We start from the raw sequence: 20,508 nt of genomic DNA on the forward strand, positions 1-20,508 counted from the left end.
CCTTATACCCCCTGCTCGGCTGAGGCGTACGCTTCGATAATTTTTTGCACTAACGAGTGGCGCACCACATCTTCTTGCCCCAAATGAATAAAGGACACGCCGTCCACGGATTGCAAAATTCGCTCCGCTTCGACGAGACCGGACGATTTGCCCCGGGGCAAATCGACTTGCGTCACATCGCCGGTGATCGCCATTTTCGAACCGAAACCTAAGCGCGTCAAAAACATTTTCATCTGTTCAGGTGTCGTATTTTGCGCTTCGTCTAAAATGATAAAACTGTCCTCTAGCGTACGGCCACGCATATAAGCGAGTGGGGCTATTTCGATCACTTTCCGTTCAAACAGCTTGTTCACTTGCTCAACACCTAGCACAAAGTACAACCCGTCGTACAGCGGACGTAAATACGGGTCAACTTTTTCTTGTAAATCTCCAGGGAGGAACCCGAGATTCTCCCCTGCTTCGACAGCGGGGCGCGTCAGCACGAGTCGCTTTACTTTGTTTTGCTTTAACGCCATGACCGCAAACACGACAGCAAGCAACGTTTTCCCCGTTCCCGCGGGACCGATGCCGAAGACGATGTCATGTTTTTTCAGAGCCGAGATGTAGCGACGTTGTCCTAACGATTTAGCCCGAATGACTTTTCCTCTATATGTTACCCCGATCTCGTCGTCAAACAAATCCAGTAATTCGTGTACTTTTCCACTGTGTGCGAGTTCGAGGGCGTAGCGCACATCGCGTTCCGTAAGCGTTATCCCTTGCCTGACGAGAGTCAATAAGACGTTGAACAAATCCTCTAACGCTTCCTGTTCACCCTTCTCTCCGTAAATGAGCAAATGCCCTTCGCGCATAACAATACGTGTATCCGTACGCTCTTCGATAATTTTTAAAAACTGGTCGTGTGGACCGAACAGCGCCTGCCCGTCTGACGCGTCGTCCAAATGCATTTTCAATACTGCGGTCATGTATCGTCCTCACTTTTCTGTATAAAAATTGGTTCAGGTTGCGCGATGTTCTCCCATACGGTAAATAAAATCTTTAACTCCACTTTACCACCGTTCACTTCTTTCTGCAAAATCTTTACTGCTTTTATTTCGCCGTCCGGGCCCAATTTTGCTAACACGTCGTCGCGCGCCCGCGCAAGCGCCAATTGCTCCGCTTCACGCGCTGTCAACTGCTCGCGTCGTTGCTCCGTTTCCATACGTTCCTCTTCAACGAGGCCGAACGGCAGTTTCCACCCTCGTATATACAACGTTTTAGACCGCTGAATCGTTTCATATCTGTCAAACGGAATGTCGTCGAAAAACGGAATGTACAGTGGCCAGCTGCCAATGTAAGGATAATGGGTCGTATCGCGGTTACCGGTGTACACTTTGTGCGTCTGCACGAGGGGGACAGACGCTGTCGTCTCATACCATGTCTCCCCGATGACGGCGCCTCGCGCCCCGACAATATCCGCTATGCCCCCGTCTTCGTCATCACCGCCGCTGCCGTAAATACCGGATACGAGCCGCTCCCCTTTGCGTACCGTTTGATTGTATTCGACGAGGATGCGTCCCGTCTCGACTTCGGACAAATCGACGATCGTCGCGGATCGCTTTGCCACTAAGTCATAGGGGCCGCGCGGTGCTTTCGCCTCGTCTTCCGCCGCTTTTTTCTTTTCCACGACGGTAATGATCGCCTTCGTCCCCTGCACGTGAAAGCCAACCCACGAAGCGTCACTCAGTCCGAGCGTCAGCTGCCGTTGAATCGCTTCATTCGTCGCGAGGCGAAACTGAAACTGGCCGCGGTAGACACCTACTTCGTTCGCCAGCCGGGCAATTTCTTTTTCCGGGATCGCCTCGTTACCGTGTATTTCGACGCTCCAAATCATGTTACTCGCTATGAAAAGGCTGACGAGACACGCGATCAACCCAATGACGAAAAACGACCGATTTTGTACGCGACTCAAAATGAACGGAAGGCCATGCTTTTCTAAAATAGTCACCTTCGCTCCAGCAGCGCGCACGACGTGCCGAAAGCGTTTAAAGTCGTGCGCGAACAGGCAAAAAACGGCATGTCCCTTTTTTTTCCATTCTATGTCCCATATAGCGATGCCCGCCGTCTGCGTCTCGTTGATGAGTGCGCTAATGTTACCCTGCCGCAGTTCGATCATCACGTATCCCCGCAGAAGCTGTACAAAGTTATTTTGCTGCACGGTCGTTCGCTCCTCTTGTCCTTTTGTCCGGTAGTTCTATTTATGAGTGTCTGCCAGTACCTTTTACGTACGTGAGAACGACACGTCTGTAATCTTACCCTCGACAAAGACGTCTTCTTTAGATATCGTGCGGATGCGCAATTTTTCCCCGACGATTTTCAGTTCTCCTTCGATTAGTCGTAGGCGCAATTCGCTCTCGGAGAAATGGACGACGCCTCGATGGTTTTCGATCGTCATTTGCAACGGACCGATTAGCGTCACGCGGGGGAGGTTCAACACCACATCTTTCGGTAAGTCGAACAATTCCGCTGTTAATTTACGCATGTTTTGTCCGATGAATCGCATCATCCCATTCCCCCCGTCGTTTACACATATGCTTGTATGGCAAAAAATATGAAAGGAGCGACAAAGAGTCGCTCCTAAACGTTACCAAAAATATAAAATTTTTATACCGTTACTTGTGCAGCTGTTGTTGTGCTTGCCGGACGAGTCGCTTCGTAATTTCACCACCGACTGATCCGTTGGCGCGGGACGTACTGTCTGCGCCGAGGTTCACGCCAAATTCGGAAGCGATTTCCATTTTAAACTGGTCGATCACTTGCGATGCGCCCTGTACGAGCAATCGATTTGACGAACGCGGCATAGTTCTCACCTCCTGTCTGTACACTTAGTATGGGTTCGGGAGGTGAGAACATAAGACTCAATTGTTGACTAGAAAGGGAAAATGTTACGGTCGACCTTGTGGAGAAGGCGGTTGGTGCGGCCGCTTTGCGCGCGGGCTCCCGAGTATTTCCGCCCACACCACACCTTGCCTTGCGGCGCGACGGTCAAATCGAAAGGCGGCGTGTTCAGTAGTACGCGCCCCCGTGCGACGCCTATGGCGAGGCTCGCTCGGCTGTTCATGCTGTTTACGCACGTGTTCCAACTGCTCGCGTACCTGTTCATACTGCTCACGCATCTCTTCGTACGCTTGTTTAAGCTCCATTTCCCGCTCTTCGTTCGCCGTACGCCCTACCTGTCGTTCGCGCGTAATCTCGCGCGTGGCAGACTCGACCTCTTCCATCAGCTCTTGGAACAAATTCCGTTTTTTCGGCTGTTGCTCCCGGCTCGCGCGTGACAGTTCAGGTGACGCCGGCACGCGCTGCGCGGGTTGGCTAGGATGACTCGGGTTACCGTGGTTACTGGGATGTACTGGGTTACTGGGGGAGTCTGGGTAACCGTAGTTACTCGGAGAACCGGAGTGAGTAGGATCACTCGGTTGATGCATCCGCCCGTCCCTCTGTTCGTCCTGCCACCGCTCGCGCGCGACGTGTCGCGCTTTTTCTTCCGCGTCTTCATCGTCGTCCTCTTCAAACCATCGCTCCACGTCGGCATCGTCGTCTTGGGCATCGTTTTCTTCCCGCTCGCGCAAAGGACGATTTTCTGCCGCAGGGTGTTGGTGTTGCCGACTGCCTTTCTGTTGCACGGACGATCGACCGAACACATTAAATATAAAAATGAGCGCAAAGAGAATGAAGGGCCAAAACCTTGAGACTGTGTCAAATAATTCGTCCACGTGAACCACCCGCCCTTACTTAAGAAGTACTGCCGGGGCCACCGTCGTCATCGCGGCCGATCGCCTCCCGCATGCTCGTATCTGCGATCACATTTTTCATGTTGTAATAATCCATCACACCTAATTTGCCTTTACGCAAGGCGTCAGCCATCGCCAGCGGAATTTCCGCTTCTTGTTCGACGACCTTCGAGCGCATTTCTTCGACGCGCGCTTTCATTTCTTGCTCTTTCGCGACGGCCATCGCCCGCCGCTCTTCCGCTTTCGCTTGCGCAATGCGCTTATCGGCTTCTGCCTGGTCTGTTTGCAGCTTCGCCCCGATGTTTTTACCGATGTCGACGTCGGCGATATCGATAGACAGTATTTCAAAAGCTGTACCGGAGTCTAACCCTTTTTGCAGCACGGTATTCGAAATGAGGTCCGGATTTTCTAACACGACTTTATGACTTTCCGCCGAACCGTTCGTGGTGACGATCCCTTCACCGACGCGGGCAATGATCGTCTCTTCACCTGCCCCCCCGACTAAACGGTCAATGTTGGCGCGAACCGTCACGCGGGCACGCACGATCACTTCGATCCCGTCTTTAGCGACGGCAGACACTTTCGGCGTTTCGATGACGCGTGGGTTAACGCTCATCTGCACCGCCTGTAACACGTCGCGCCCAGCCAAGTCGATCGCCGCCGCCCGCATAAACGGGAGGTCGATATCGGCCCGCTGTGCCGCGACGAGGGCGTCGACGACGCGGTCGACGTTACCGCCAGCTAAATAGTGCGTCTCCAATTGGTTAATTGTAATGTCTAGCCCTGCTTTAGACGCCTTAATTAACGGGTTAATGATACGCGCCGGAGAAATACGTCTGAGGCGCATCCCGATGAGCGTAAAGATCCCCACTTTTACGCCTGAAGCGAGTGCAGAAATCCACAACCTGACAGGGACGAAGGTAAAGAGGATCGCCAACACGATAAAAGCGACGACTCCGAGAAAAACAACACTTATTACACTAGCATCCATCAAAAAGCCTCCTTGTCACTTCCTTTATTGTGAATCGTCGGCCGACCGGCGGACGACGACCTTGGTACCATCGACGGCAACGACGACAACGGGTTCGCCTTGCGGAATAAAACTGCCGTCACTGACGACATCGATCCGCTGTGTCTCAAACTTTGCAGCGCCAGCGGGACGGAGGGGCGTCACCGTCTGCCCTTGTTTCCCCAATAAATCTTTATGCGGCGAGGCCGCAACGTAGCCAGCTTCGTTGTCTTGTTTTTCCGTCAACACAAATTTGCGCCACGCCCCCTTCCCCCCGAACAGGCGGATGACGACGAACAGAACGACGAGAGCGACGAGCAGCGCACCGGACAAGGCGATCAATACATACACGGAATCGTACGCAGCGCGCGCGATTCCGGTGCCGAGCGAGATGATCCCAAGGATACCGAACAGGCCGAATCCGGGTACGAATAGCTCGACGACAAGGAGCACAATGCCGATGACGAATAGGACAAACGTTTCCGCACCGGCGAATCCAGCGATGAAGTGCCCGAAAAAATAAAGGGCGAACGCCGTCACGCCAATGCCGCCGGCAATGCCGAAGCCAGGGGTAAACAACTCGACAGCAATGCCGACTAAACCGATCGTAAACAAAATCGGGATAACGAACGGACTAGTCAGAAAACGCGCTACCTTTTCCGCCAAAGTCAAGTCCGTCTTCACGATCTTCGCCTGTGGCAAGCCGATCGTATCGAGCACGTCCGCTTCTTCGTCAGCAAGCCGATCCGCTATGTTTAATTTTACTGCTTGTTCCGCCGATAAGCTAATGAGACTCCCTTTTTCTTTCAGCCCTTTAATGACGACGTTACGGTCGACCATTCCGGCGGCAATATCGCCGTCGCGGCCGTTCGCCTCGGCTGCGCTGCGCATTTTTGAACTCCAGGCGGCCACTGTTTTCGGATCGGCGGCCTCGCCGGAAATTAAACGCGGTTCGGCTGCCCCGATCGCACTGTCTTTCGTCATGACAATCGTGGGGGCGTTTAGGGCGATGTAGGCACCGGCAGAAATCGCTTCACCGCGAATGAAGACAGTAACCGGTACGGGGGAGCGAGCAATTAATTGCCCGATGTCTAGCGCTGCACCTACTTCGCCGCCGAGCGTGCGCATTTCGACGACGATCGCTGCGGCAGATGCCTCTTGTGCTTCTTGGAACGTACGTGTTAAGTACGTCGTCAACCCTTGTTCAATCGTATTGTTTAGCGGAATCCAATAAACCGTCTCCGCCTTGCCCTCTTGCTCAGCAGCTTGTACGCCACCCATCGCCAAGCCGGAAAAAAGGAGCAAGCATAAACAGATGAAAATAGTCGTTTTTCGCACGCCACTCCCCCTCGCCCGTACCACGTATTACGTATTACGTTTCATATGACGCAAGGTTTCACTTTCTTTAAACGGGAATATATAAAAAGGACGGCAGTTAATGTGACACAATACAAAGTGGACAAAATTAAAACGGAGAGTGGCCTGCCTCTCCGTCGATGTCAAAAAAGTTAGCTCAGCGCTTCTTGTACGAGGCGATTGACTAGTTTGCCGTCTGCTCGCCCCTTAACTTGCGGCATGAGTGCGGCCATTACTTTCCCCATATCTGCTTTGGAACGCGCCCCTGTGGCTTGAATCGTGTCTTGCACGAGGAGCCGGAGCTGTTCTTCACTCAACTGCTCGGGTAAATACCGCTTTAAAATATCGATTTCCCGCTCGGTCTTAGCGGTGAGGTCGGCCCGTCCTGCCTTCGAAAATTCGCGGAGGGAATCGTTTCGCTGTTTCAATTCCTTAGCGAGTATCTCCGTCACTTCGGCGTCGCTAAGTGGCTGACCGCGGTCAATTTGGGCGTTATTAATGGCAGCGCGTACCATGCGAATGACACTTAACGTGTCCTTGTCTTTCGCCTTCATCGCCGCTTTCATGTCTTCAACTAATCGATCCGCTAATGACAACAGAGCTTACCCCCTAATACTTGCGCTTGCGAGCCGCTTCAGCTTTCTTCTTCCGTTTCACACTCGGCTTATCGTAGTACGATCTTTTCCTCACTTCCGACATAACGCCGGACTTAGAGCATGACCTCTTAAAGCGGCGAAGGGCACTATCTAATGACTCGTTTTTTCGAACGCGTGTTTCAGCCATTTTATTCCCTCCCTCCGTGGGAACCGTATAAAGAGAGACAATACGAACTTCTAGTTCTCTCACTACCCGCTTCCGCAAACTTCAACCTTTATTATAATCTGAAATAAAATTGGGTGTCAACAACCGCTTAGCCTGGCGGCCATCCGAGATGGCGCCCGCCTAATAAGTGATAGTGCAAGTGGTCGACCGTTTGCCCCCCCTCATTGCCACAGTTGTTGACGAGGCGAAAGCCTTTTTCAGCTATGCCTAAATCGCGCGCCAATTGCCCAGCTGTGCGGTGAATCGCCCCGATGAGCGGCAACTGCTCCTCGGCGACGTGCAGCGCAGAGGCGATGTGCACTTTCGGAATGATCAAGACGTGCACCGGTGCGGCTGGCGAAATATCTTCGAAAGCAAGCACTTCCTCATCCTCGTATACTTTCTTACTCGGCAATTCACCGGCCACGATTTTGCAAAAGATGCAATCACTCACAAAAATACCCCCTCTCGTTATGGGGAGTATACCACAATTTGGGACGGGGAGGAAATGAGGCGTATGCGATTTTCCGCGGCAACGACTTAAAGCGGTCGTTCACAGCGCGCAACTTACGTGTAACTGCGGAGCTCGCGCAACAAAAAGCGGCGCCGCTTCCAGACGTAAGCAGCTAACAATTGGCGCTCTTTGTCTAACAAGTGGTCAATGTCATAAGGCTCGCCCTCATAACGGGCAATTTCTGGACGGACGCGTGCCATTAGCTGATCGATTTTGGGCATGAGAACGTGTGGTGCAAGTGTCCTTGTTAGTATGTCAGTCATAAACTGCACGTAATACGCTTTAAACTCAGGCACGGATAACACGCGTTCCGTCAGGCGGTTGTAACCGCACAGCGGCACATAATGCGATGACAGCGGTTCGCCGTAGCAATCTCTACCCCAAGTTCCGTCGTAGTCCCACGGAATGATCCACCACTTTTTTTTGACAGGGTGAAAGTATAGCGCGTAATTGTGAATAAATCCATCGACGTTGCTCGTTAAGACGACACCCGCTAACCAGCGCAAATAATGTTTAACCGCAACGTTTTGCACGAGAAACGCTTTGAGACTGCCTTCATCTACCGTATTGAGTTGCCAAATAAACCGAGCCAACCGTTGCCATGCCTCGCGGCTATGCCTTACTTTTAGCTCATAACCGTCTGTCATCTTTTTTTTCAGTACGGGTTTGTCGTCCCCGTAGCGGAGACTGAAGTTGGCCCGGTTGTCTATCGCATAAAAAATATCCCCGCGCGGTAAGCGGCGACGCTTTAAAAACGATTGGTCGACCGACTCTAGTAACGTGTATACGCCGAGCGCAGCGCCGTTCAGGCTGACCGTGACATGTGTTGCCCGCGGCGACAACACGTTCATTTTGAGAAACGAATCAAACGACAGTTTACTGCGAATCGCCGACGGGTCGACAAAGTCGGCGTTCAAGTGCGATTCACGTCGCTCTCCCCGAATGTAGAACGATTTTTTGGTGTAGCTACGCGTGTGTGCGCCACGGTATTTGAGTCTGATCGCTTCTGTGGCGACACCGGTTTTTAAGTATGCGGGGACGGTCTTTTCTGCCCAAATATTTTCGTTTAACGCCATTAAGTGCTGCGGTGCGACGAACAGCGCGTAACGTGGAAGGGCATGCACGAGACAAACCACCTCCGGAAATGAAACCTCAATACAGAGTATGTCCGGCTTTGTCCCGGAGTGTTGCACAACAGACCATTTTTATCACAGGCTTATAACGTTTTTTAGTGGGACACATATAATACACCATCATGATCACTTGCCCGAGAGGAGTGAACACCTTTGGTCAAAAAAACGACGTCACACGCTAAACTACGCCAGCTCATTCGCAAAATGATTGTCGAGGAGCTCGATAAGGTTCTACGGTCACACGATCCGCGTCACGTCTCGGAAAGCTCCGGGGGCATTAATTTGGATCCCCGTTTCTCCACAGGGCACTACATGAGAGAGTCGGTACCGTTCCCGAAAGACCATGTACCTTTTCCACACTCGGAGCGCCCACGGCGTTCGTCAAGACGTCCGCATCGATCGGCGGGCAAAAAAAGACCCGAACGCCACCGCGAGTTACCGCAACATCCACACATTTCGTCGCCCAAACCGTTTGAATCCAAGCCGTTTACCTCGCTGCCGCATATGTCTCCGTGGGGTGCAGGTGGCTGGGGGCCGGGGCTGCAAGGTAACGAGATACAACCACCTATTGGCAGTCAGCCATATTTTAACAGCTTGCAACCGTATCCCCAGCAACACCCGGAGGAAAACAACAAATAGCACCGCCACACTGTTTACGGGACGCTCTGTTGTCCTAAAATAAGTCATGCTCGTACGCCTCACACCATATCGTTTAAGTATGGTGGAGGTGTAGAAGGATGCGGGAAATTGTCATTCCGCTAGCGACGGGATTAGCGATTTTTTTATTCGGGATGCAAGTATTGCGCCTCGGGCTCGCCCGCCTGACTGGTAATCGATTGCAAAAGTGGCTATACCAGTTTACGCAAACGCCGTTCATCGGTTTTTTGACCGGGTTAGTCGCTACTGTCGTCCTACAGAGTAGCAGTGCGGTCACCGTAATCATCATCGGCTTTATCAATACGAAAGTGATGCGGTTTTCCCAGACGATCGGGCTGTTGCTCGGCACGAATGTCGGTACGTGTGTGACGACAGAACTACTCGCTGTCTCCATCGAAAAACACGCCCTGTTCCTTCTACTCACAGGTGTCGCCTGTCTCGTCCTCCCATGGGCTAATCTCCGCTTTATCGGGCTCGCCGTCGCCGGTCTCGGCTGTATTTTTCTCGGGATGCAAGCGATGGCGAGCGTCGCCGGTTCGTTCGAGCGAATCGGCTTTTTCGACTTTGTGTCCACGTCGAATAGCACGCTCGCGGGCGTACTCATCGGCACGTTGTTCTCGGCCGTCATTCAAAGCAGTAGTGCCACGATCGCCTTAATGATGGGCTTGTATCACGCGCATGCCGTGACGCTGCCGTTTGCCCTCGCCGTCGTGCTAGGTAGCAATGTCGGGACGTGCGTGACCGCTTGGATCGCCGCTGTCGGCGGCGATCGTGAAGGTAAACAAATCGCGCTCGCCCACTTGCTCATTAACGCCGTCGGCCTGCTCGCCTTTTACCCGCTGACGCCGTACATCGCCGATTGGCTCGGCGGTACGACACTCACTCGCTATGCGCAAGTGGCCCACTTTCAAACCGGGTTTAACGCAATCTCCGCGCTGCTGTTGTTACCGTTCAGTCACGCCCTCGCCCGCTTCGTGGGCCGCCTGCTCCCGACTTCATCTTAACGAATTAACGCGAAAAAAAGTAAATGACTCATCCTACCCTCGTTCCTGGTGGCGGTACATGGGAGCCTAAGCTACACACATCGCACGGGATCACGCACTGTATGGACTCACGTGCCACACGAGATCAATAACTACCGTTGTCCGCTCCGCCTCCGGCCTTGTCGCTGCCGCTGACGATCGACACGCCGGCACTCGCTCCGAGACGCGTCGCCCCTGCCGCGAGCATCGCTTCCGCCGTTGCCAAGTCGCGAATGCCACCCGACGCTTTCACACCTAACCGCTCCCCGACTGTCTCGCGCATAAGCTTAACGTCGGAGACAGTCGCCCCACCGTGGCCAAACCCGGTCGACGTCTTCACAAAGTGCGCCCCCGCTTCTTTCGCGAGCTTGCAAGCGAGCCGTTTTTCCTCATCGGTTAATAACCCCGTTTCGATGATGACTTTCACGATCGCTTTCCAGTGCGAAGCGCGTACGACAGCGGCGATGTCCTCTTTCACCTGTTCCGTCAATCCCGACTTTAACCAACCGATATTGATCACCATATCGATTTCGGTCGCCCCGTTTTCTAGCGCGTCATTCGTCTCACTCACTTTGCTCGCTGTCGTCGCCGCGCCTAACGGAAAGCCAATGACCGTGCACACTTTCACTTCAGACCCTTTAAGCCTTGCCGCACAGCGGGCGACCCAACACGGGTTGACGCACACGGAAGCAAAGCCGTGCGCCAGCGCTTCATCGCACAGCGCATCGATTTGGGCTGCAGTGGCCTCTGGTTTTAACAATGTATGGTCGATCGTTCTAGCAAGCGATGCTTTCGTCATGTCGCAATTCTCCTCACTTCACAATGATGGTATGAGTCACTTATAAGGTACGAGACACCTAGTCGGTAAGAGTCGCATCTCAAATAGTATGAGTCACTCAAAAAGTATGAGACTCCCACATCGCATGAGTTACTCAGTTTGTCTGAGCAACTCGAGGGCACGAGCTAACACAGCGTCGTTGTTACCGTACCCCGCTTGGCGCTGCCGCTCCCGCGCAGCTGCAGGGGAAAACCACGCCACCTGTTTAATTTCTTCGAGTTGCGGCCGAATCTCTCCCGCCTTGCTCGCAACTAAATAGTAGTGCACTTCTTTGTCGACCGTACCGCACAAGGGTTTGTCATAGGCGTAGCGGACAATTGTTAGCGGCTGCACAATTTCTCCCGTCACGCCCGTTTCTTCTTGAATTTCCCTTAGGGCTGTTTCAGGCGGCGTTTCACCAGCTTCTCGCTTTCCTTTCGGAAAGGTCCAGTGTCCGTACTGATCCTCGATCAACAGGAGTTCTAACCGATCGTCCCGATCGTCCACGCGTCTGTAAACGACCCCTCCTGCGGCTACTTCTTTGTTCGCTGCCATCGTTTCCCTCCACTCATTCCACAATGATACCATATTTTTCGCGATAATCGACGTCACTAGGGTGACAATCTATGACACACCCCAAAACTTTCCAACCACTTCTCGCTGCACGTCGGGGCGCTTCCGCCCGGTCATTAAACTGACGGCGACGTAAGCAACTAAGGAGAGCAACACCGGTAAGACGACCGTGTGCATTTCGAGTGGATTCGGCCACAGCTGGTCAAACAAAATGTAAGAGGTGACACCGGTCGCCATCGACGCGAGAGCCCCGTACGCATTCCCTTTCCTCCAGTATAGCCCTAACACGACCGGCCAAATAAACGCTGCTTCTAGCCCGCCAAACGCAAACAAGTTGAGCCAAATTAACAGATCCGGAGGCTGAATCGCCAGTGAGACGACTAATAGCCCGATGACGGCCGTCACGGACATACTCATCCGCTTCACTGTCACTGCACTCGCCTCAGGCCGAATATAGTTCAAATAAACGTCTTTCACAACAGAGGAGCTCACTAAGAGCAACAATGAATCGACCGTAGACATGACCGCTGCTAGCGGCGCAGCCAACACGATCCCCGCGAGCCACGCTGGCAACACGTGAAGCGTGATGAGCGGCATCACGTCGTCCGGCTCGGCGATGTTTGGTATAACCGCACGGGCAAAAACGCCTGTTAAGTGCATGCCGAGCATAATAAAACCGACGACGACCGTGCCGATGACCATGGCGCGGTGCATGGCCCGCGCATTGCGGTAAGACATCGCCCGCACCGCCACTTGCGGTAACCCGACGACACCGACGCCGACGAGAATCCAAAACGAAGACACGTATAGTGGCGTCAGCTGGCCATCCGCGCCAAAGGGGGTCAACAAGTTCGGGTTTTGCGCTTGTAAGTCGGCCATAATATTCGTTACACCGCCTCCGGCGACGACGGTGCCGACTAAAATAATGAGCGTGCCAAAAAACATGACCGTTCCTTGCATCGCATCCGTTAACGCCACGGCGCGAAACCCGCCGACAATGACGTACACGAGCACAGAAACGGCAAAGACGAACAGCGCCGACTGATAAGAAAGCCCCGTGAACGACGCCACGAGCCGCGCCCCGCCGACCCACTGCGCCGCCATCGCCGAGAACAGAAAGATGACGATGGAAAGGGCGGAAAGAATGACGACCCACTTATGGCGGTAACGCGCCTTCAAAAAGTCGATTAACGTGACGGCGTTAATTTTGCGCGAGACGATCGCAAACTTCTTCCCCAACACGGCGAGCGTAAAATAGCCGGTCACGAGCTGCGCCATCGCGAGCAGAACCCAACCGAGCCCCGTCTGATAGGCCACTCCCGGCCCGCCGATAAAACTGCTCGCACTGCCGTATGTCGCGACCATCGTCATCGCCAACACGAAGCCGCCTAATTCGCGGCTACCGATAAAATAGTCTTGTAAAAAGTCCGGCACCCGCACCCGCAAACGCGACGCATAAAAGCCGACGCCAAAGACGGCGATGAGGAAGATGAGGAGCGGGATGATCACTGGCCACTTCATTCGTCCCCACCCCCGTCGTCAAACGGAATCTCCTGAAACAAAAAGTGCACGACGATATAGACGAGCACCGCAAACACGACAAAGCCGATAATACAACTGTAAAAGAACCAGTCCGGAAACCCGAGGGTAAACGTGTACGCCGCGACAGGTTTGCTCCCCAACCCGTAAGCAAACCCATACCACCACGCGAAGTTCAATAGCGCGAGGATCACCCCGATAAGTGCTTCTCTATTTGCTATTTTGTAGCGTGGGTCTTCGGGAATAGAATCGTACGGCTGCTTGTGGAAATCCGCCATAATAGCAATCCCCCTCTCCTTGGAAAATATGTAACGACACTTACACTATTTTACCACGTTCGCTCTGTGCGAGGCTAAGTTTGCTAAGTGCGGACGGGCCTTTTCATCGCTCATCGCAACAGTTAATAACAGGCGAAAGATGACCGGATGACCGAGGAAAATTCCGTCACATAGCGAAAAGACTACTTCCTGCGAAAAAAACACGCATTGGAAGTAGCCTCTCCCTTCAAAAGATGCATTTGAACGCCGACGCTAACCGCCGACAACTCGGTCGAAGTCGCGCACGAATGTCCCAAACGAGTACTCCTTGCCCGGCTTGTCCAGACGCACCTTGCACAGTTTGCCGACGAGCGATTCGTTCGCCGGAAAGACGAGTTTCAAATAGTTGTCGCTATGCCCTTCGTACAAGCCGCTTTCCGGATCCTCTTTATACGGCTGTTCCGGGATCACTTCGAGTACGTCGTTTTGGAACTTGGCCGCATACGCCTCGCTCAGTCGCTCGGACAAGGCGATTAAGCGCTGCACACGTGCGTTCTTCACTTCCTCGTCGATTTGGTCCGTCATGCGCGCGGCCGGCGTACCGGTGCGCATCGAGTACGGGAAGACGTGCAGTTCGGCAAAGTTAATTTCTTCGATGAAGCGGTACGTGTTTTCAAACATCTCGTCCGTCTCGCCGGGAAAGCCGACGATAATGTCGGACGTAACCGCGAGATCAGGCAACGCTTGGCGAATCTTAGCGATCTTGTCGCGGTACTCAGCAACCGTATATTTACGGCGCATCCGCTTCAGCACCGCATCGTCCCCCGCCTGCAGCGGGATGTGCAAGTGGCGGCACATTTTGTCGGATTCGCCAAGTACCTCTAACACGCGCTCGTCGATTTGGCTCGCCTCGATCGAGCTGATGCGGATCCGTTTCAGCCCGTCGATTGTATCTAAATCCCACAACAGGTCGGCGAGCTTGTAGTCCTCAAAATCCTCACCGTAACCGCCAGTATGAATGCCGGTAAGGACGATCTCTTTGTAGCCGGCGTCTACTAACTGGCGCGCCTGCTTTAACACGTTCTCGGGCTTGCGGCTTCGCATTAAGCCGCGCGACCAAGGGATAATGCAAAAAGTACAAAAATTATTGCATCCTTCTTGTATTTTTAACGAGGCACGCGTGCGCTCCGAGTAGGCGGGCACGTCGAGCTCTTCGAATTCGCGGTTTTTCATAATATTTTTCACCGCGTTGACCGGTTGGCGGCGGGCGCGGTGTTCTTCGATGTGCGTGAGCAGTTGATCGCGCCCTTGCGTCCCGACGACGACGTCGACCCCCGGGATTGCCAAAATATCACCGGGCGACGTTTGCGCGTAACAGCCCGTCACGGCAACGACCGCATCGGGATTGCGGCGTACCGCGCGGCGAATCGTTTGCCGACTCTTTTTGTCCCCCGTGTTCGTCACCGTACACGTGTTAATGACGTACACATCCGCCTTCGCTTCGAAGTCGACTTTTTCATAGCCGGCGCGTTTAAACAGTTGCCACATCGCATCTGTTTCATAGTGGTTGACTTTGCATCCTAACGTGTGAAAGGCAACCCTTTGCATCGAACCACTCCTTTCCTCGGTTGTTATCTATTGCACGTGTTGTATGCACTACGTATGTTATACTTTTTGTACGTTCCGTACGTTTCGTGCGCGTCTTGGTAAGTTCCAAGCGATGCTCCCATTCATTCGCAACCGATACCCCTCTTGATAAGATTCCGGGGTACATCTTCCTAATTTTATCGTTTTTGCGCGGTAATCGCTACCCAATCGTCTTGGTAGATTGTTTCCACAATGCGAAACTGGTGTGCCTCGAGGGCCTCGGTGACGAGTCGCTCCTTTGCCTCGATAATGCCAGACATAATGTAATAGCCGCCTGGTTTAAGGACACGTGCGGCATCGCCGACGAACTGCAGGATGACTTCCGCTAAAATATTAGCCAGCGCAATGTCAAAGGGTCCTTCGACACCGTGCAATAAATCGTTTTGGCGCACTGCAACCTGTGCCTCGGCACCGTTCGTACGGACGTTTTCCCGCGTCACCTCTACAGCGACATCGTCGACGTCGAGCGCGAGTACGCTGGCCGTACCGAGCTTCGCCGCCGCAATGCTGAGGATCCCGCTGCCGCAACCGACGTCGACGACCCGTTCCCCACCTTGTACGATTTTTTCTAACGAGCGAAGGACGAGTGCTGTTGAAGGGTGAGTGCCCGTACCGAACGCCATTCCCGGGTCGAGTTCGATGACAATGTCGCCAGAGTGCGGCGGTTCGTACGCTTCCCAAGTCGGCTTCACGATCAGTTTCTCCGCGAGGCGCGTCGGCTTATAATATTTTTTCCAGGCGGACTCCCAGTCGCGCGGATCGACTTCGTTAACGGTAACCGTACCCGGACCGATGTCCAAATCGTAAGCGACTAACCCGGCGACGCGCGCGGTGACATTCTCCACCGTTTCCGCCAAGTTGCTGCCGAGCGGCAAATACGCTTTTAAAATGACACCTTCAGACGGGTAATCTTCGACGTTCAACTCATATATTTCGCCGTACGACGCCTCCCACTCCCGCTCTGGGAGCGCCGAATCTTCGATGACGACACCTTTCGCCCCCGCCTCGTACAAAATGTTCGCCGCCGCCTCTTGCGCTTCGTGCCCGATATGAACACAAATTTCAGCCCATTTCGTCATCGTCCCACTCCTTATTGCGATTAAGCCACTCAAAATACGTTCCCATAAGATCGCGCGTGATCACATGTCACTCGCTGCTCCACTATTTAGAAGCTGTACGTCAAACGTATGCCGCTTGTGCGCTTTAACCGCTGTGTTTGCTCCACTCCAATCGGAAACACGCACACACGCACTAACGCATATCAATCACCGGTAAATGCCCGCTTCATTCGCTCAAAAAAACCGACGTCTTCCCCGTGCGCCTTCTCGCCGCCCACATCCGCAAACTCGCGTAATAAGTCTTTCTGTTTCTCGGACAGACGTGTCGGTGTGACGACGACGACCTTCACGTGCTGGTCACCTTGCCCGTAACCGCGAATGCGCGGCACACCTTTATTGCGCAAGCGGAAGTATGTGTCCGTCTGCGTACCGGCAGGTACTTTCAGCTTTACGCGCCCGTGCAGAGTCGGCACTTCGATTTCATCGCCGAGTGCCGCCTGGACAAACGTGAGTGGCACTTCGCAGTAAATGTCGTCCCCTTGCCGTTCAAAAAACTCGTGCGGTTCGACGTGAATCACAATGTATAGATCGCCCGGCGGCCCACCGTTTACGCCGGCTTCTCCTTCACCGGAGATGCGCAGGCGCGCCCCGTCGTCGACGCCAGCCGGAACTTTCACGTTGATTTTCTTACGCTTGTTCACTTGACCAGAACCGTGACATGTCGAACACTTTTCTTTAATAATTTTCCCTTGCCCGTTACAGTTTTGACAGACGCGACGGTTGACAATGCGACCGAACGGCGTGTTTTGCACCATTTCTTGCTGTCCCGTCCCGCGACAGACCGAACACGTCTCCGGGTTTGTCCCCGGCTTCGCACCACTGCCGTGACACGTCGCACACGTCTCCGTACGCGGAATTTCAATATCTATTTCTTTACCGAAAACCGCATCTTTAAACGCGACCGTCATATTGTATTGTAAATCGGCACCTTGTCGTGGGGCGTTCGGGTTTTGTCGCCGCCCACCACCGCCGAAAAACATATCGAAAATGTCGCCGAACCCGCCGAAGTCACCCGCTCCGCCAAAGCCACCGCCGTCACCAAATGCTGCGTTCGGATCAGCGTGTCCGAATTGGTCGTAGTTCGCTTTCGCTTGCGGGTCGCTCAACACGTCGTACGCTTCTTTAACTTCCTTAAATTTCTCTTCTGCATCTGGCGCTTTATTCACGTCAGGGTGATACTTGCGCGCCAGTTTGCGGTACGCTTTTTTAATCTCCTCGGGAGATGCCTCTTGACCGACACCTAATACTTCGTAGTAGTCTCGTTTACTCACAACCTCACCCCTTACTAAAAAAATGCCGCTTCAGACAGACGAAAGTACCGACCACATTGACCACACTGACCACACCGACATTCGCCCCATTGTACACCGTCTTTCTCGCCCCACCGGACACTGCTCCCTGCTGCCTGCTCCACACACGTTGCTCGTCTCCCGACGCTTGCAGGGGGCCGCCAACCATGCACATCGCTTGGCACTCGCCCTTAGGACCCTAAACGGCGGAAGACGGTCAAAGCCTAAACTAGCCCCGGCTTTAACCGTCCCGAGAAAAATGCCTTATATTGTTAACTTATTTTTTCTCGTCGCCCTTCTCGTCCTTCACTTCTTCGAAATCAGCGTCGACGACGTTGTCGTCCGCCTTTCCGCCAGTTGCTCCTTGCTCCTCGTTCCCTTGGCTCGCTTGCGCTTGCTGTGCGGCTTGCTCATACAATTTCACGGACAACTGCTGTACGACTTCTTGCAGTTCGTCTTTTGCCTTCTTAATCGCTTCGGAGTCGTCGCCTTCGAGCGCTTTTTTCAATTGCTCTTTCGCGTCTTCCGCTTTTTTCTTCTCCGCTTCGTCCACTTTGTCGCCGAGGTCTTTCAGCGTTTTTTCCGTCGCAAAAATGAGTTGGTCCGCTTCGTTGCGCAATTCTACTTTTTCGCGTCGCTGTTGGTCTTCTTCCGCGTGCGCTTCCGCATCTTTGATCATTTGGTCAATTTCTTCGTCGCTCAAGCCGCTCGACGACGTAATCGTAATTTTTTGGCTCTTACCTGTACCCAAGTCTTTCGCCGACACGTTGACGATGCCGTTCGCGTCAATGTCAAACGACACTTCGATTTGCGGAACGCCGCGCGGTGCCGGTGGGATATCGGTCAGTTGGAAGCGTCCGAGCGTCTTGTTGCCCGCCGCCATTTGCCGCTCCCCTTGCAGCACGTGAATATCAACCGACGTCTGATTGTCTGCTGCCGTCGAGAAAGTTTGCGACTTACTCGTCGGAATCGTCGTATTGCGTTCGATCAGCTTCGTAAATACGCCGCCCAGCGTTTCGATCCCGAGGGATAGCGGCGTGACGTCTAACAGTACGACGTCTTTCACCTCGCCGGCTAAAACGCCCGCTTGCACAGCAGCCCCGAGGGCGACGACTTCGTCCGGGTTGACGCCTTTGTGCGGTTCTTGTCCCGTTAACTTCTTAATCGCTTCTTGTACCGCCGGAATGCGCGTCGAGCCGCCGACCAAAATGACGCGGTCGATGTCGTTCGGCTGAAGGCCCGCATCGCTAAGCGCCCGCCGAGTAGGTCCCATCGTCCGCTCCACGAGGTCACTGGTCAACTCCTCGAATTTCGCGCGAGTCAAGGTGACCTGTAAGTGCTTCGGTCCGGTGGCGTCAGCCGTAATAAAGGGCAGCGAAATGTCGGTCGTCAGGACGCCGGACAGGTCTTTCTTCGCTTTTTCCGCCGCGTCTTTCAACCGCTGCGTCGCCATGTTGTCCTTACCCAAATCGATGCCGTGTTCTTTTTTGAACTCTTCCACCAAGTAATCGATGATGGCGTCGTCGAAATCGTCGCCACCTAGTTTGTTGTCACCGCTCGTCGCCTTAACTTCGAAAAAGCCGTCGCCCAATTCGAGAATCGACACGTCAAACGTCCCGCCACCTAAGTCAAAGACGAGAATCGTCTGATCTTCGCCTTTTTCTAACCCGTAAGCGAGTGCTGCAGCCGTCGGTTCGTTGACGATGCGCTCCACTTCGAGGCCAGCAATGCGTCCGGCGTCTTTCGTCGCTTGCCGCTGGCTGTCGTTAAAATAGGCCGGTACGGTAATAACGGCCTTCGTCACCGTTTCACCTAAGTACGCTTCCGCGTCAGATTTTAGTTTTTGCAAAATCATCGCCGAAAGCTCTTGCGGCGTATAGTCTTTTCCTTCGATTGTCTTCTTGAAGTTCGAGCCCATGTGGCGCTTAATCGACATGACAGTGTTGTCTGGGTTCGTAATCGCCTGCCGCTTCGCCAATTCACCGACTAACCGTTCACCGTCTTTGGAGAAGCCGATGACAGACGGTGTCGTACGGTTCCCTTCCGGGTTCGGAATGACGACTGCTTCGCCGCCTTCCATAACTGCTACACACGAGTTTGTCGTTCCTAAGTCAATTCCGATCGCTTTACTCATCGTGTTCAATTACCTCCTCGTCGTTCCACCCAATAAAAATGTCTTCTTTAAACGTTCGGTTACTTCCCTTTAGTTGCGTCCTTTAATTGCGTCGTTTAGTTACTTACTTTAACCATCGCTGGCCGGATGACCCGATCCTTCAATTGGTAGCCTTTTTGAAACTCTTCTACGACGATCCCGGGCTCGTGCTCATCGCTTGCCACTTGCATGACCGCCTCGTGAAACTCGGGGTTAAACGGTTCGCCGACCGCGGCGATCGGCGCTAAGCCTTCCGCTGCTAAAATGTCTAATATTTGCCGGTTTACCATTTTCACTCCTTCGAGGAGCCCACTCGCGTCGGTCGCGTTCGCGTCTTTCCCGGCGGCAATCGCTCGCTCCAAATTGTCGAGCGCGGGCAGAAGCCCTTTGACCACGGGAAGTGCGGCGTATTTAAGCAATTCTTCTTTTTCTTTGCGCGTACGGCGGCGGAAGTTTTCCAAATCTGCCTGTGCCCGCAACTGCTGGTTTTTCGCCTCAGTTAGTTGTGCGGTTAGCTGTGTCACTTGCTCTTTAAGCTCTCTCACTTCGGCATCAGCATCAGCATCACCACCGGCATGCGTCGCACATGCGTCGGAAGCGTCTTTGCGTGTTGCTTCCGCTGCAGTTTCCTCAACATTTTCATCGGCGCCAGTAGCGCCCGCGCTAGTCGCACCATTAGAGGGCGCACGGTTACCGCCTCGAGCGTCGTCTTCTATATGATCGTCAGGGGTAGTGGCAGTCGTCTCTTCTGCATTTATTTCTACCCCTTTTGTCGCGTTAGAATCCGCATGTAATGGTGTATCTCGCATTTGTTCGTCCACGTACTTTCACCCCCTGCTTAAAGTACACATTATAGC

23 protein-coding genes are annotated in these 20,508 nt (G+C 53.5%); 2 read left to right on the forward strand and 21 right to left on the reverse strand.

Annotation, left to right across the window (positions count from 1 at the left end; translation table 11 throughout):
- Window positions 1-2 precede the first annotated feature (2 nt).
- The 11 genes from BN1247_RS08650 to BN1247_RS08700 all read right to left on the reverse strand — a co-directional run bounded on the left by BN1247_RS08650 (window position 3) and on the right by BN1247_RS08700 (window position 8,571).
- Complete coding sequence (locus BN1247_RS08650; protein ID WP_054950025.1) at window positions 3-962, reverse strand: PhoH family protein; 960 nt, start codon at window positions 960-962, stop codon at window positions 3-5.
- The gene (yqfD, locus tag BN1247_RS08655; protein ID WP_054950026.1) at window positions 959-2,194 is read right to left on the reverse strand and encodes a sporulation protein YqfD; all 1,236 of its coding nucleotides are present in this window, start codon (window positions 2,192-2,194) and stop codon (window positions 959-961) included. The genes BN1247_RS08650 and yqfD overlap by 4 nt, the downstream gene beginning before the upstream one ends.
- 63 nt (window positions 2,195-2,257) lie before the next feature.
- A complete protein-coding gene (gene yqfC, locus BN1247_RS08660) occupies window positions 2,258-2,539 on the reverse strand; it encodes a sporulation protein YqfC (protein WP_054951578.1) in 282 nt (93 codons plus the stop codon).
- Window positions 2,540-2,648: 109 nt separating this feature from the next.
- A complete protein-coding gene (locus BN1247_RS08665; RefSeq protein ID WP_054950027.1) occupies window positions 2,649-2,837 on the reverse strand; it encodes an alpha/beta-type small acid-soluble spore protein in 189 nt (62 codons plus the stop codon).
- Window positions 2,838-2,921: 84 nt separating this feature from the next.
- Entirely contained in the window at window positions 2,922-3,749 is an 828-nt protein-coding gene (locus tag BN1247_RS08670; RefSeq protein ID WP_054950028.1) for a hypothetical protein, read from the reverse strand.
- Between the two features lie 19 nt (window positions 3,750-3,768).
- Window positions 3,769-4,758, reverse strand: coding sequence for a flotillin-like protein FloA (gene floA, locus BN1247_RS08675; RefSeq protein ID WP_054950029.1), 990 nt, complete (start codon window positions 4,756-4,758; stop codon window positions 3,769-3,771).
- Between the two features lie 24 nt (window positions 4,759-4,782).
- Window positions 4,783-6,114: an NfeD family protein gene (locus BN1247_RS08680; RefSeq protein WP_054950030.1), complete on the reverse strand. Its 1,332-nt coding sequence runs from the start codon at window positions 6,112-6,114 to the stop codon at window positions 4,783-4,785.
- A 170-nt stretch (window positions 6,115-6,284) separates the two neighbouring features.
- Window positions 6,285-6,728 carry a GatB/YqeY domain-containing protein gene (locus BN1247_RS08685; RefSeq protein WP_054950031.1) on the reverse strand — a complete coding sequence of 148 codons (444 nt, stop codon included), beginning with the start codon at window positions 6,726-6,728 and terminating at the stop codon, window positions 6,285-6,287.
- Window positions 6,729-6,741: 13 nt separating this feature from the next.
- Window positions 6,742-6,915 carry a 30S ribosomal protein S21 gene (gene rpsU, locus BN1247_RS08690; protein WP_054950032.1) on the reverse strand — a complete coding sequence of 58 codons (174 nt, stop codon included), beginning with the start codon at window positions 6,913-6,915 and terminating at the stop codon, window positions 6,742-6,744.
- Between the two features lie 127 nt (window positions 6,916-7,042).
- Entirely contained in the window at window positions 7,043-7,387 is a 345-nt protein-coding gene (locus BN1247_RS08695; protein WP_054950033.1) for a histidine triad nucleotide-binding protein, read from the reverse strand.
- Between the two features lie 113 nt (window positions 7,388-7,500).
- Entirely contained in the window at window positions 7,501-8,571 is a 1,071-nt protein-coding gene (locus BN1247_RS08700) for a CotH kinase family protein (RefSeq protein ID WP_054950034.1), read from the reverse strand.
- Window positions 8,572-8,733: 162 nt separating this feature from the next.
- Here BN1247_RS08700 and BN1247_RS08705 point away from each other — a divergent pair, with 162 nt between their 5' ends.
- Both BN1247_RS08705 and BN1247_RS08710 read left to right on the forward strand, forming a co-directional pair.
- Window positions 8,734-9,219 carry a hypothetical protein gene (locus BN1247_RS08705; protein ID WP_054950035.1) on the forward strand — a complete coding sequence of 162 codons (486 nt, stop codon included), beginning with the start codon at window positions 8,734-8,736 and terminating at the stop codon, window positions 9,217-9,219.
- Window positions 9,220-9,317: 98 nt separating this feature from the next.
- Entirely contained in the window at window positions 9,318-10,241 is a 924-nt protein-coding gene (locus tag BN1247_RS08710) for a Na/Pi cotransporter family protein (protein ID WP_054950036.1), read from the forward strand.
- 124 nt (window positions 10,242-10,365) lie between these two features.
- Here the strand turns inward: BN1247_RS08710 and deoC are convergent, their stop codons facing one another.
- From deoC to grpE, 10 genes are all read right to left on the reverse strand, one after another.
- Window positions 10,366-11,058 carry a deoxyribose-phosphate aldolase gene (gene deoC, locus BN1247_RS08715; RefSeq protein ID WP_054950037.1) on the reverse strand — a complete coding sequence of 231 codons (693 nt, stop codon included), beginning with the start codon at window positions 11,056-11,058 and terminating at the stop codon, window positions 10,366-10,368.
- Window positions 11,059-11,187: 129 nt separating this feature from the next.
- On the reverse strand, window positions 11,188-11,631 hold the full coding sequence (locus BN1247_RS08720; protein WP_054950038.1) for an NUDIX hydrolase: 444 nt from the start codon (window positions 11,629-11,631) through the stop codon (window positions 11,188-11,190).
- Between the two features lie 69 nt (window positions 11,632-11,700).
- Window positions 11,701-13,170 (reverse strand): sodium/pantothenate symporter, encoded by a 1,470-nt coding sequence (gene panF / locus BN1247_RS08725; RefSeq protein WP_054950039.1) that lies wholly within the window; start codon window positions 13,168-13,170, stop codon window positions 11,701-11,703.
- A complete protein-coding gene (locus BN1247_RS08730; RefSeq protein WP_054950040.1) occupies window positions 13,167-13,466 on the reverse strand; it encodes a YhdT family protein in 300 nt (99 codons plus the stop codon). Before BN1247_RS08730 ends, panF begins: the two co-directional genes overlap by 4 nt.
- A 252-nt stretch (window positions 13,467-13,718) precedes the next feature.
- The gene (gene mtaB / locus BN1247_RS08735; protein ID WP_054950041.1) at window positions 13,719-15,053 is read right to left on the reverse strand and encodes a tRNA (N(6)-L-threonylcarbamoyladenosine(37)-C(2))-methylthiotransferase MtaB; all 1,335 of its coding nucleotides are present in this window, start codon (window positions 15,051-15,053) and stop codon (window positions 13,719-13,721) included.
- Window positions 15,054-15,229: 176 nt separating this feature from the next.
- Complete coding sequence (prmA, locus tag BN1247_RS08740; protein ID WP_054950042.1) at window positions 15,230-16,171, reverse strand: 50S ribosomal protein L11 methyltransferase; 942 nt, start codon at window positions 16,169-16,171, stop codon at window positions 15,230-15,232.
- A gap of 182 nt (window positions 16,172-16,353) precedes the next feature.
- Window positions 16,354-17,481 carry a molecular chaperone DnaJ gene (gene dnaJ / locus BN1247_RS08745; RefSeq protein ID WP_054950043.1) on the reverse strand — a complete coding sequence of 376 codons (1,128 nt, stop codon included), beginning with the start codon at window positions 17,479-17,481 and terminating at the stop codon, window positions 16,354-16,356.
- Between the two features lie 4 nt (window positions 17,482-17,485).
- Window positions 17,486-17,626, reverse strand: coding sequence for a hypothetical protein (locus BN1247_RS08750; protein ID WP_157360858.1), 141 nt, complete (start codon window positions 17,624-17,626; stop codon window positions 17,486-17,488).
- Between the two features lie 150 nt (window positions 17,627-17,776).
- On the reverse strand, window positions 17,777-19,633 hold the full coding sequence (gene dnaK / locus BN1247_RS08755; RefSeq protein ID WP_054950045.1) for a molecular chaperone DnaK: 1,857 nt from the start codon (window positions 19,631-19,633) through the stop codon (window positions 17,777-17,779).
- Window positions 19,634-19,728: 95 nt separating this feature from the next.
- Window positions 19,729-20,472: a nucleotide exchange factor GrpE gene (grpE, locus tag BN1247_RS08760; protein ID WP_231633210.1), complete on the reverse strand. Its 744-nt coding sequence runs from the start codon at window positions 20,470-20,472 to the stop codon at window positions 19,729-19,731.
- Between the last annotated feature and the right edge of the window lie 36 nt (window positions 20,473-20,508).

Origin of the sequence: Numidum massiliense, assembly GCF_001375555.1 — a bacterium.
GTDB classification, from domain to species: Bacteria; Bacillota; Bacilli; order Thermoactinomycetales; family Novibacillaceae; genus Numidum; species Numidum massiliense.